Source organism: Flintibacter sp., from assembly GCF_046973065.1.
In genome coordinates this window covers 1-11,841 of sequence record NZ_JBKVXZ010000080.1, presented here as the reverse complement: position 1 = coordinate 11,841, position 11,841 = coordinate 1, and the positions used below count along the sequence as shown (strand labels likewise).

Genomic DNA, 11,841 nt, shown 5'->3' with positions numbered 1-11,841 from the left:
GTCAAGCGCCGCAAGGCCGTCATGCGTGCCCACTCTGCCACCCACCTGCTGGACAAGGCTCTGCGCACCGTGCTGGGCGACCACGTCCATCAGGCCGGTTCTCTGGTGGAGGAGGACCGCCTGCGTTTCGACTTCACCCACTTCTCCGCTCTGACCGCTGAGGAGCTGGCCAAGGTGTCTGCCATGGTCAACGAGGCAGTGCTGGAGGGCTACGACATCCACACTGACGTGCTGCCCATCGAAGAGGCTAAGAAGAAGGGCGCCATCGCCCTGTTCGGCGAGAAGTACGGCGATACCGTCCGCGTGGTGGACATGGGAGAGGGCTACTCCGTGGAGTTCTGCGGCGGCACTCACCTGGACAACACCGCCAAGGTGGGCGTGTTCCACATCTCCAGCGAGTTCTCCGTGGCCAGCGGCGTGCGCCGTATCGAGGCTACCACCGGCCAGGCCTCTCTGGACGTGATGAACCGCAACCAGGAAATGCTCTTCCAGGCTGCTGCTGCCCTGAAGGCCAAGCCCGGCGAGCTGCGTGAGAAGGCGGAGCAGACCATGCTGGAGGTCAAGACTCTGCACCAGATGGTGGAGAAGTTCAAGGCCAAGGAGTCTGCCGGCGAGGCCGACCGCTTCCTGTTCGGTGCCCGTCAGGTGGGCGAGCTGAAGGTGCTGACTGCCACCATCGCCGATGCCGACGCCAACAAGCTGCGCCAGATGGGCGATATGCTCCGGGACAAGGCTCCCAACGTGGTGGCGGTACTGGCCACCGTCAACGGCGAGAAGATCACCTTCCTGGCCGTGTGCGGCAAGGAAGCTGTAGCCAAGGGCATCAAGGCCGGCGAGATCATCAAGAATGTCACTGCCATCTGCGGCGGCAAGGGCGGCGGCAAGCCGGACAGCGCCATGGGCGGCGGCACGAACGTGCTGAAGCTGGATGATGCACTGGCTTCTATCGACGATTTTGTAGCTGGTAAGCTGAACTGAGCCCATGCGCAGATCCGGCGCAGACGCCGCCAAATAAGGATTTTGAGCAAGCACAGAACTTGTATCTCTGGGGCCCCCGCCGGAGCCCAGCAAAGCGGGTCCGGTGGGGAGAGGAGGAGCAAGGGAGCGGGTGTAGCTTTTGCCGACAGACAGAAGCGGAGCCAAGCGGACTTTGCGACGACGAGGGCGGCGGCACGAACGTGCTGAAGCTGGATGATGCACTGGCTTCTATCGACGATTTTGTGGCTGAAAAGCTGAACTGAGCTTACTGAGCGATCAAGAAAAGGGACGGTCCCCGGACCGTCCCTTTTCTTTTCCGTGTTTGCAACATTTCTTTCCCCTCAATCGTGTATCAGATAGAAAGACAAAAGGAGGTGTCCGGAATGAACCATGTACGCAGCAAAGAGGAAGTGGCCGACCTCTATCGCCGCCATGGGTCCATGGTGTATCAGATCTGTTTGATGCTGCTGAAAAACGTGCCGGACGCCGAGGATGCGACCCAAACCGTCTTTCGCAAGGTGATGGAGCAGGACAAGCCTTTCCGTGATCCGGAGCATGAAAAGGCGTGGTTTATCGTCACCGCCCGCAATGAGTGCCGGGACCAGCTGAAGCACTGGTGGCGCAGAAACCGGGAGAGTGAAGCCGCGCTGCAGAACATGACCTGTGAGCAGCCGGAGGATCTTGGGCTGAAAGAGCTCATCTGGAGTCTGCCGGAGCATGACCGTCTGGTGCTGTATCTCTACTACTACCAGAGCTATACCGCCCAGGAGATTGCAGAGCTGTTGGGTAAAAATCCATCCACAGTTCGTACCTGGCTGGTTCGGGCACGGAAAAAGCTGAAATTAAGAATGGAGGCGGAAGGATATGACATCCCATGATTTGAATCGGGCGTTTGAGGCGTTTGCCCCTACGGCAGAGCAGGAACAGGCCATGCTGGACCGCCTCCTCACCGAGCAGAAGGAGGTCAGACCTGTGAATCGGATCAAAAAGATGACGGTTGTTTTGGTGGCCGCGGCGCTGATGCTGATGGCCTGCGCATTTACCGTGGTGACCGGGCTGGACCAGCGGATTTTGTCGTATTTTGGCGGCGGAGAGGAGCAGGCCCAGTTGGTGTCCGGCGGCGTTGTAGAGGTGGAGAAAAGCTTCCGCTATGAAAATGGATGGGCGATCCACATCCGGCAGGTGCTGGCGGACCGGTACTCCCTGGCGGTTTTGGCTGAGGTCGTTGCCCCGGAGGGAACCGTGCTGGACGGGGAGAACTACTACTTCGAGCTGGGCATGGAGGTGGCCTCCCAGACGCAGGGCCAGGAGGGAGTGGCAAGCTGGGGCTACGGCCCGGTCATCCTGGAACAGGAAGATGGACAGAACAATCGGCTCACCTTCCTGTGTACCAGAGGGTCCCAGCAGGCCGAAGGCCAGAGTCTGAACGGGCAGAGTTTGACGCTGACTCCCATGTGGCTGCAGGAGAGCGGGGGGAGAAAACTGAGTGTGGATTTCTCGGAAGAGAAGCAGAGCTGCACCGTACAGCTGCCTGAGGAGGACAGCGGCATGACTTATGAGGTCAACGCCCCCATCCAGGTGAGCGGGGAAGAGATGACCCTGGGTGAGTTCTATCTCTCGCCCATCAGCGTGGCCTTCTCCCTGCAAGGTGAGGGGAGCGATTCCCGGATGTGGGGACCGACAGAGATGAACTACATGGAAGAAGGGGCGGTCCTGCACATGGCAGATGGTGAAACGGTGGCCGTGGGGCGCGTAGTGTCCCAGACCTACGACCAGAACACCGGAGCGGCATACTGTGTCTTCCAGACGGAGGAGATCGTGAAGCCGGAGAATGTGATCTCGGTTACGCTTCTGGGGCAGACCATCCATCTGGATACTCAGACCTAATGAAAGGGAAAATATATCTGCAAGTGAAACAGTATCCTTTGTGATACAATGAAATAGGGACGGCTTTCGGGCCGTCCCTGAAATATTTTTTGGGGTCTCAACATTCTGCCCCGCTGCATTGTGTTATAAGCAGAGAGACAGGAAAGGAGGTGTCGCGGATGGGAACAATTCGTACCGGAGAGGAAGTGGCCGCCCTCTACCGGCGGCATGTGGGCATGGTCTATCAAATCTGCCTGATGCTGCTGAAAAATGTGCCTGACGCGGAGGACGCCACCCAGACGGTCTTTCAAAAGGCAATGGAGTATGACAAGCCTTTCCGTGATCCGGAGCATGAGAAGGCGTGGCTCATCGTCACCGCCCGCAATCACTGTAAAAACCAGCTCAAGCACTGGTGGCGTACCCGGCGGGCGGGGGAGGAAGCACTTCAAACACTGACCTGGGAACAGCCGGAGGACGGGGAACTGTGGGAATACATCCTATCCCTGCCTGAGAAGGAACGGATGGTTATCTATCTCTACTATTATCAGGGATATTCCACGCTGGAGATGGCGGAGATTTTGGAGAAGAACCCATCTACCGTCCGCACATGGCTGGTACAGGCCAGGTGGAAGCTGAAAGACATCTTAGAGGTGAACGAGTATGGAAAACCGTGAATTAAAGCGGGTGTTTGACCAGGTGAAGCTGTTCCCGGAGCGGCAGGAGGCCATGCTGGAGCGCCTCCTGAGCGGGGAAAGGAGTGGAAAAACCGTGAAACCGATGAAAAAGATGGTGGCAGTACTGGTGGCTGCGGCGCTGATGCTGATGGCCTGTGCATTTACCGTGGCGACGGGATTGGATCAGAGGATCGTGGAGTATTTTAAAGGAGAACCAAAGGACGCTAGCCTAATGTCGGCGGGGATCGTACCGGTAGAGCAAAGCCACACCTACGACAACGGCTGGACGGTGAAAATCAAACAGGTACTTATGGACCGCAATTCCATTGCCACCTTGGTGGAACTCACCGCTCCGGAGGGAATCGTTCCGGAGCTGGAGTACCGTATATTCGATATGGAGCCCACCATTACCAGTGCCCATGGAGAAGAGCTTCTGCTGGGCGGCATGCCCAGGGGAATTCCGCTGGAAGACCCGGACCCGGAGGACAATCAGGCGACCATCCTGTGGAGCTATGATGTTCTGCTGGGGGTGGAGGAGATGTGGGGCGGGAGCTTCACTCTGACCCCTCGCCAGTTCTTCTGGAGTACAAAAGAAGGGCCTGTGCAGTTCTCCGATGGGTGGAGCTGTACCGGAACGCTGCCCACAGAGGACGCTGGGCTACTGTACCAGATGGATGAGCCCTTCTCCCTGGAGGGAAAAGAGCTGGGACTGAAGAGTATCTACATTTCTCCCATTCGGTTTGTATTCACCCTGGAGGCCTGCGACCCTACCATGGACACCTTGCATGAGGAGCGGGGGAGCGTGTCTTTGACCCTGGAGGACGGAAGTATCGTTAAAATGGAGGAGGGGATCTATTCAGCGTCCGCTGATCAGACAGGGGAGACGGATGACTGCCGTATCCAGTTCCAGCCGGAGAAGCTGGTAGACCCTGAAAATGTGACCGCAGTGACGCTCTATGGTCAGACCTTCTCTCTGAATGGGCTCCAGCCTGTGACGGAGTAAAAAAATCTTGCAATCCCGACAAATTGGGGTACAATGGTCTTACTTGACAAACAAAGGAGGTTTATCCATGTCCGATTGTCTGTTTTGTAAGATCGCAAACGGCCAGATCCCGTCCAACAAGGTCTATGAGGACGAGACGGTCTATGCCTTTTACGACATCGAGCCCCAGGCGCCCACCCATTTCCTGGTGATTCCCAAGACTCACATCGCTTCCGTGGCTGAGGTTACTCCCGAAAATGCTACGGTGGTGGCCCACATCTTTGCCGTTATCTCCAAGGTGACTAAGGAGCTGGGTCTGGAGAGCTACCGGGTGGTCTCCAACATCGGCGAGCAGGCTGGTCAAAGTGTGCCCCACCTGCACTTCCACGTGTTGGCTGGCCGCGACATGACCTGGCCTCCGGGTTGATTGATTGCAGAAAAAACATAGCGCCCCTCGTTCCCAAACAGGGAACGAGGGGCATATATTATGCTTTTATGTTGGAAATCCGGCGGACCAGAAGCAACCACAACAAACCGCCAGCCTGATAGGCTACAAAATCCCATGGGTCAAAAACCGCACCTGCTTTCCACAGGGCGGCCAGCACTTCCCACACCAGACCGCAGACAAGCAGAAGAGGAACTGTCTGCTTCCAGGAGCGGATAGGGGGCAGGTGGCCCCAATCCAGCAGAAGATCGGTCCAGGCCACTATGGCCAGCCCGGCAAACAGATCGTTGGCATAGCACACCAGAAACCAATGGAGCCATCCTCCGGTGATTGTCTGGAGCACCAGGCGATTCAGCAGATAGAAGCCGCCTGCCAGCAGGAGCAGGGTCAGATTGATGCGTCTCATAAAATGGAGAGAAGGAGCAACGCACAAATAACCCCCAGAATTACCGCGCCCACGGTAGCTCCGAAGGACATGCCCTGCTTGTTGCTTGGCTTGTAAGGTTGGTCCATCAGGCGGGGGATAGGGGCATCGCCGGTGGGGTCAAAGCAAATCAGCAAGTCGTTGGGGTGGAAAAAGCGGCCTTCGATCGCTCGGGCCTGATCCAGAGTCAGACCGCGAAACAGTACCCTGGGTGCATTGCCTAGGATGCGGTGGGCATCATCTGAGGAAAAGTCTTCTGGAAGAGGAAACGTGGGACAGTAGGTTCCCTCTTTACAGATACGATAGAGAACATTGCTGTCCACAGGATCAGCAATAATAGACCTCAAGACCAGAGCATACTGCTCCTTTGGAGGCGACCTGAGAGAGCACCCGCAGTTGGGGCAGAAATTGTCCAATCCTGTTACAATGGCCTGACAGTCGGGGCAGCGGGCGGGAGCAGAGGCCTGTTCCGTCTCTTTGCCCAGCAGCAGCCAGTCGGAGGACACGCCGAACAGCCGGCACATCTCTGCCAGATAGGCCACGTCGGGGTTGTTCTGGCCGCTTTCCCACTTGCTTACCGCCTGTTGGGAGACGCCCAGCTTTTCCCCCAACTGTTCCTGAGACAGCCCGGCCTGCTTTCGGGCCAGGGCAATGCGTTCCTTTAATTCCATGGAAATCCCTCCATTTCTCCGACCTCTTTCTGGTTTCAGCATAGCAAAGGACGGGGCAGTTGACAAGAAAAAGAAGCTGGAATCCTGTCAACCTCAGGTTGACAGGGGGGATTGTGGGGCAAAAAACGGGGCGGACTTGACACAAACGCCAAGCAATGGTAATATACTGACTTGTAAAGCGCAGAGAACGGAAAAGTAACGTCCTACCCAGCAGACAGAGAGAGCCCTTCACCGGCTGAAAGGGGGCTTAGGTTGGCGGATGTGAAGTGCGTCCGGGAGCGCGGCGGGTAATGCCGCCCGGCTTGGCCCCGATAGCGGTCAGACAAGTGAGAAATGAGAGTGGAACCGCGATTCGTCGCCTCTTATGCCCGAAGTGGGCGTGAGAGGCGTTTTTGTTTTTCTCCAAACGGACCGAAGGAGGTGCAGTGATATGTGTAACACAAACGGAATGATCTTGGAGGCGTGTCGATGTTGGGACGTAGCCGAAACCGTAAGCATACCATATCATGCGCCCCAATCGGCGCCGGCCGGAGCCCGTGTGCCCCGGAGAAAAGGAGGATACTATGTTTCATTCCCTGATGGAGACGCTGGAGGCCTATCAGCGCCGTGACCCGGCGGCCCGCTCCAAGCTGGAGATCTTTTTGCTGTACCAGGGGGTCCACGCCACCCTGTATCACCGTCTGGCTCACTGGTTATACTGCCATAACTGGAAGTTTTTAGCCCGGTTCGTCTCCCAGTGGAACCGGTTCTGGACAGGCATCGAGATCCACCCCGGGGCCAAGATCGGCCGCCGGTTCGTCATTGACCACGGCATGGGCATCGTCATCGGCGAGACCGCCGAAGTGGGAGACGATGTGCTTCTCTACCATGGAGTCACCCTGGGCGGTACTGGCAAGGACCAGGGCAAGCGCCACCCCACCATCGGAAACAACGTGCTCATTGGCTGCGGAGCGAAAATCCTCGGCCCCTTCAAGGTGGGAGACGGAGCGCGCATCGCGGCCAACTCCGTGGTGCTCAGCGAGGTGCCCGAGGATGCCACCGCCGTAGGCATCCCCGCCCAGATCGTCCGCATTGCTGGGCGCACCACCCACTATGCCGACGACGTGGACCAGACCAGCGTGGAAAACCCGGTGGAAGAGCGTATTGAGGCTCTCTCTGCCCGGCTGGAGCTGGTGGAGCGTCTGCTGGATGAACAGTACCAAAGCGGAAACTTTGTTCCCAAGAACATGAGATAAAAGGAGGAGACAGCTATGCTGCTTTATAATTCTGCCACCCATAAAAAAGAAGAGTTTACCACCCACACGCCCGGCCATGTGGAGATGTATACCTGCGGCCCTACCGTCTACCACTTCGCCCACATCGGCAACCTGCGTTCCTACATTATGGAGGATGTGCTGGAGAAGTTCCTGCGCTACTCCGGCTATGATGTGAACCGGGTCATGAATATCACCGACGTGGGCCACCTCAGCTCCGACGCCGACACCGGCGAGGACAAGATGCTCAAGGGCGCCAAGCGGGAGCACAAGACCGTGATGGAGATCGCCCAGTACTACACCGACGCCTTCTTCTCCGACTGCGCCAAGCTGAACATCAAGACTCCCGACACCGTCCAGCCCGCCACCGGCTGCATTGATGAGTACATCAAGATCGTCTCCGGGCTGCTGGAAAAGGGCTATGCCTATGTGGCCGGCGGCAATGTGTACTTTGACTCCTCCAAGCTGGATCGCTACTACATCTTCAACGACCACAACGAGGAGGACCTGGCAGTCGGCGTGCGCGAGGGCGTGGAGGAGGACTCCAACAAGCGCAACAAGAACGATTTCGTGCTGTGGTTCACCAAGTCCAAGTTTGAGGACCAGGCCCTGAAGTGGGACTCTCCCTGGGGCGTGGGTTATCCCGGCTGGCACATTGAGTGCTCCGGCATCTCCCTGAAATATAACGGCGAGTATCTGGACCTGCACTGCGGCGGCATCGACAATGCCTTCCCCCACCATACCAACGAGATCGCCCAGTCTGAGAGCTACCTGGGTCACCCCTGGTGCAAGCAGTGGTTCCATGTCCACCACTTGAACACCAATTCCGGCAAGATGTCCAAGTCCAAGGGCGAGTTCCTGACCGTCTCCCTGCTGGAGGAGAAGGGCTATGATCCTCTCAGCTACCGTTTCTTCTGCCTGCAGTCCCACTACCGCAAGGGCCTGGTGTTCTCCTGGGAGAACCTGGACAACGCCCAGGGCGCTTACCAGAAGCTCATCAAGCGCATCGCGGCCCTGAAGGAGGGCGGCGAGGCCGACCAGGCGGTGGTGCAAGAGTACCGGGAGAAGTTCCTGCAGCAGGTTGGCAACGACCTGAACACCTCCATGGCGGTGACCCTGCTGTACGACGCCTTGAAGGCTAAGACCGACGACGCCACCAAGCTGGCCATTCTGGGCGACTTTGACCAGGTGCTGTCCCTGTCCCTGCTGGAGAAGGCGGCTCAGGTGCGCAAGGAGCAGGCTGCCCAGAAGACCACTTCTGCCGGTGACTACACCATCACCGGCGAGGGTGACCCTGCCGTGGACGCCATGGTGCTGGAGCGCTATCAGGCCAAGAAGGCCAAGGATTTTGCCAAGGCTGACCAGATCCGGGATGAGCTGAAGGCTCAGGGCATTGAGATCACCGACGTGCCCGGCGGCGCCTCCTGGAAGCGTGTGTAAAAACGCGAAAAAAACGTAGAATCCCCCCTTCAGTATCTGGGAATACTGAAGGGGGATTTTTCTTAAAAAAAACAAAGAGTGATTGACAAAGCTTTGGGCAGTTGCTATAATGTAACCAGTTAAACAAGAATTATTCGCATTAAATAATTTTTAAGGGAGGAACTTACGATGCCTGAACTGAAGGGTAGCAAGACCGAGCAGAACCTGTGGACCGCTTTTGCCGGAGAGTCCCAGGCCCGCAACAAGTACACCTACTTTGCCTCCAAGGCGAAGAAGGACGGCTATGTGCAGATCTCCAAGATCTTTGAGGAGACCGCTGCCAACGAGAAGGAGCACGCTGAGATCTGGTTCAAGCTGCTGGGCGGCATCGGCACCACTTCTGAGAACCTGAAGGCTGCCGCCGAGGGTGAGAACTACGAGTGGACCGACATGTATGCCACCATGGCCAAGGAGGCCAAGGAGGAGGGCTTTGACCACATCGCGTTCCTGTTCTCCGAGGTTGCCAAGATCGAGAAGGAGCACGAGGAGCGTTACCTCAAGCTGCTGGCCAATGTGGAGGGCGGCCTGGTCTTCTCCCGTGACGGCGACATGATCTGGCAGTGCAGCAACTGCGGCCACATCCACGTGGGCAAGCAGGCCCCCGAGGTGTGCCCTGTGTGCGCTCATCCCAAGGATTACTTCCAACTGAAGGCTGAGAACTACTAAACGAAATAAGCACTAGTCGGGCCGGACAAAATGTCCGGCCCGACTTTTTGCTTCCCGCCCGCATAAAAATATGGAATATGGCGAGAAGTGGAAAATAATTGTGAAAAAGGGCGAAGATGATATAAACAGCCAATAGCTGTTGCCAAAAATGGGGAAAACAGATATAATGAAAGCAGACGGGATAAAAGGAGTTGTTATTTTGTTTTCCCTGTTGAAGCCAAAGAAGTGTCTGCTGGCATTGCTGGGCAGCGCAATCTTAGCCTTTGGCCTTTACAATGTGCACGCCTTATCCGGCGTGACCGAGGGCGGCGTGTTGGGCATGACCCTGTTGTTGCACCACTGGTTTGGAATTTCCCCGGCGGTGACAGGTTTGGTGCTCAATGCCGTGTGCTATTGGATGGGATGGCGCCTGCTGGGCAAGGAGTTTATTGGCTACTCCATCATTGCCGGCGGCGGATTTTCCTTGTTCTATGCCCTGTTTGAGCAGTTCGACCCCATCTGGCCGCAGCTGGCCCAATACCCCCTGTTGGCGGCGGTGCTGGGCGCTCTGTTCGTAGGGATCGGCGTGGGGCTCAGCGTCCGGGCGGGAGGTGCTCCCGGCGGGGACGATGCCCTGGCTATGAGCATGTCAGTGGTCACGCACTGGAACATTCAGTGGGCTTACCTGATCACCGATCTGGTGGTGCTGGGGCTGTCGGTAAGCTATATCGACCTCAAGCGCCTGGCCTGTTCCCTGCTGACGGTGCTTTTGTCAGGACAGATCATCGGGTTTGTCCAGCGATTCAAGAGCCCTGAGAAAAAGGCAGTGCCGGAAAACACATAAAAAACCGCGGCAGATCAAACGATCTGCCGCGGATATTTTTTATAAAACCTTGCTCAGGAAGGCCTGTGTACGGGGGTTCTGAGGGGAATCAAACAGAAAACGAGGGGAGTTTTCCTCCAGAATAGCGCCGCTGTCCATGAAGATGACCCGGCTGGCCACCTCACGGGCAAAACCCATCTCGTGGGTAACCACCGCCATAGTCATGCCCTCGTGGGCCAGGTCCCGCATCAGGTCCAGAACCTCGCCCACCATCTCCGGGTCCAGAGCAGAGGTGGGCTCGTCAAAGAGCATGACCTCGGGCTCCATGGCCAGAGCGCGGACGATGGCGATACGCTGCTTCTGGCCGCCGGAGAGCATGTTGGGATACTCATCCGCCTTGTCGGCCAGGCCGATGCGCTCCAGCAGCTTCATGGCCTGAGCGTCGGCCTCATCCTGCTTCTTCAGACCCAGCTGAACGGGGGCCAGAGTGATGTTCTTCTTCACCGTCATGTGGGGGAAGAGGTTGAAGTGCTGGAACACCATGCCCATCTTCCGGCGGTGGAGGTTGATGTCTACCTTCTTGTCGGTGATGTCCACGCCGTTGAAGTAGATGTGTCCGCTGGAGGGGATCTCCAGCAGGTTCAGGCACCGCAGCAGAGTAGACTTACCGGAACCGGAGGGGCCGATGATGGCAACCACCTCGCCCTTCTTGATGGAGAGGGAGCAGTCGTTAAGGGCCTTCACCGCTCCGTGGTTGTATTCCTTGATGACGTGCTCAACACGGATGAGCTCAGCGCTTGTCGCCACGACGCATTCTCCTTTCAATGGCCTCGATGGCCTTGCTGGCGGGGAAGTTGATGCAGAAGTAGATGATGGCAGCCAGGACCAGGGGACCCACTGCGATGTAGGAGTTGGTAATGACTGTCTTTGCACCCCACATCAGATCGTACACGCCGATCACGGAGCAGATGGAGGACTCCTTCACCATGGTGACGACCTCGTTGGCCAGGGCAGGGAGTACATTCTTGACCGCCTGGGGCAGGACTACCAGACGCATGGACTGCCAGGAGGACAGGCCCAGAGAGCGGGCGGCCTCGGTCTGGCCTGCATCCACCGCCAGAATACCGGCCCGGAAGATCTCAGCCACATAGGCGGAGCTGTTCAGCGCCAGAGCCACTACGCTGGGGATAAACAGATCCAGACGCAAGAAGCCGAAAATGGTCATCTTGGGCACCTCGATGAAGGAGAATACACCCAGATAGATGATGTACAGCTGCACCAGCATAGGCGTGGAGCGGAAGATGGCGATGTAAGCGCCGGAGATCCAGCGGACAATGCGGCTTTTGCTCAGCCGCATCAGGGCCAGCAAAAGGGCGGGGATCACGGCCAGCAGCACCGCCACAACAGACAGCATCAGGGTGTACTTCACGCCCTGTACAAAATAGAAGGTGTACTTGGGCAGGAAGGTGAAGTTGATGAAGCTGGCGGGACCGGGATTGGTAAACATTTGGAGGAAGGATTCAAGCATAGTTGTACTCCCTTATCTTTCTTTCAAAATTCCCAATACACAGCCGTGCAAAGCCGCAAATGCGGCTTTGCAC

The 11,841-nt window shown here is 57.2% G+C and carries 15 protein-coding genes; 11 read left to right on the top strand and 4 right to left on the bottom strand.

Annotated features, from left to right (window positions below; all coding sequences use genetic code 11):
- The 7 genes from ACLTXB_RS17855 to ACLTXB_RS17825 all read left to right on the top strand — a co-directional run.
- On the top strand, positions 1-978 hold a 978-nt coding region (locus tag ACLTXB_RS17855), incomplete at its 5' end, for a DHHA1 domain-containing protein (protein ID WP_428227870.1).
- A 59-nt stretch (positions 979-1,037) separates the two neighbouring features.
- Positions 1,038-1,241 (top strand): hypothetical protein, encoded by a 204-nt coding sequence (locus ACLTXB_RS17850; protein ID WP_428227869.1) that lies wholly within the window; start codon positions 1,038-1,040, stop codon positions 1,239-1,241.
- A gap of 120 nt (positions 1,242-1,361) precedes the next feature.
- Positions 1,362-1,856 carry an RNA polymerase sigma factor gene (locus tag ACLTXB_RS17845; protein ID WP_428227868.1) on the top strand — a complete coding sequence of 165 codons (495 nt, stop codon included), beginning with the start codon at positions 1,362-1,364 and terminating at the stop codon, positions 1,854-1,856.
- Positions 1,843-2,865 carry a hypothetical protein gene (locus ACLTXB_RS17840; protein WP_428227867.1) on the top strand — a complete coding sequence of 341 codons (1,023 nt, stop codon included), beginning with the start codon at positions 1,843-1,845 and terminating at the stop codon, positions 2,863-2,865. Before ACLTXB_RS17845 ends, ACLTXB_RS17840 begins: the two co-directional genes overlap by 14 nt.
- A gap of 158 nt (positions 2,866-3,023) precedes the next feature.
- Positions 3,024-3,518 carry an RNA polymerase sigma factor gene (locus tag ACLTXB_RS17835; protein ID WP_020989922.1) on the top strand — a complete coding sequence of 165 codons (495 nt, stop codon included), beginning with the start codon at positions 3,024-3,026 and terminating at the stop codon, positions 3,516-3,518.
- Positions 3,505-4,521 carry a hypothetical protein gene (locus ACLTXB_RS17830; RefSeq protein WP_428227866.1) on the top strand — a complete coding sequence of 339 codons (1,017 nt, stop codon included), beginning with the start codon at positions 3,505-3,507 and terminating at the stop codon, positions 4,519-4,521. Before ACLTXB_RS17835 ends, ACLTXB_RS17830 begins: the two co-directional genes overlap by 14 nt.
- 67 nt (positions 4,522-4,588) lie before the next feature.
- The gene (locus ACLTXB_RS17825) at positions 4,589-4,927 is read left to right on the top strand and encodes a histidine triad nucleotide-binding protein (protein WP_008981778.1); all 339 of its coding nucleotides are present in this window, start codon (positions 4,589-4,591) and stop codon (positions 4,925-4,927) included.
- A gap of 58 nt (positions 4,928-4,985) precedes the next feature.
- Here the strand turns inward: ACLTXB_RS17825 and ACLTXB_RS17820 are convergent, their stop codons facing one another.
- Entirely contained in the window at positions 4,986-5,351 is a 366-nt protein-coding gene (locus ACLTXB_RS17820) for a hypothetical protein (RefSeq protein ID WP_428227865.1), read from the bottom strand.
- On the bottom strand, positions 5,348-6,040 hold the full coding sequence (locus ACLTXB_RS17815) for a helix-turn-helix domain-containing protein (RefSeq protein ID WP_428227864.1): 693 nt from the start codon (positions 6,038-6,040) through the stop codon (positions 5,348-5,350). The genes ACLTXB_RS17820 and ACLTXB_RS17815 overlap by 4 nt, the downstream gene beginning before the upstream one ends.
- A 563-nt stretch (positions 6,041-6,603) precedes the next feature.
- On the opposite strand from ACLTXB_RS17815, the gene cysE reads away from it, so the two are divergent.
- From cysE to ACLTXB_RS17795, 4 genes are all read left to right on the top strand, one after another.
- Positions 6,604-7,275, top strand: a complete 672-nt coding sequence (gene cysE, locus ACLTXB_RS17810) for a serine O-acetyltransferase (RefSeq protein ID WP_008981781.1) — start codon at positions 6,604-6,606, stop codon at positions 7,273-7,275.
- 15 nt (positions 7,276-7,290) lie between these two features.
- Positions 7,291-8,733 carry a cysteine--tRNA ligase gene (gene cysS, locus ACLTXB_RS17805; protein ID WP_428227863.1) on the top strand — a complete coding sequence of 481 codons (1,443 nt, stop codon included), beginning with the start codon at positions 7,291-7,293 and terminating at the stop codon, positions 8,731-8,733.
- Between the two features lie 168 nt (positions 8,734-8,901).
- On the top strand, positions 8,902-9,438 hold the full coding sequence (gene rbr, locus ACLTXB_RS17800) for a rubrerythrin (RefSeq protein WP_008981783.1): 537 nt from the start codon (positions 8,902-8,904) through the stop codon (positions 9,436-9,438).
- Positions 9,439-9,637: 199 nt separating this feature from the next.
- Positions 9,638-10,261, top strand: a complete 624-nt coding sequence (locus tag ACLTXB_RS17795) for a YitT family protein (RefSeq protein WP_428227862.1) — start codon at positions 9,638-9,640, stop codon at positions 10,259-10,261.
- 39 nt (positions 10,262-10,300) lie between these two features.
- Here ACLTXB_RS17795 and ACLTXB_RS17790 read toward each other — a convergent pair whose 3' ends face one another.
- Positions 10,301-11,047 carry an amino acid ABC transporter ATP-binding protein gene (locus tag ACLTXB_RS17790; protein WP_325207376.1) on the bottom strand — a complete coding sequence of 249 codons (747 nt, stop codon included), beginning with the start codon at positions 11,045-11,047 and terminating at the stop codon, positions 10,301-10,303.
- Positions 11,031-11,768: an amino acid ABC transporter permease gene (locus ACLTXB_RS17785; protein WP_051355058.1), complete on the bottom strand. Its 738-nt coding sequence runs from the start codon at positions 11,766-11,768 to the stop codon at positions 11,031-11,033. Before ACLTXB_RS17785 ends, ACLTXB_RS17790 begins: the two co-directional genes overlap by 17 nt.
- Between the last annotated feature and the right edge of the window lie 73 nt (positions 11,769-11,841).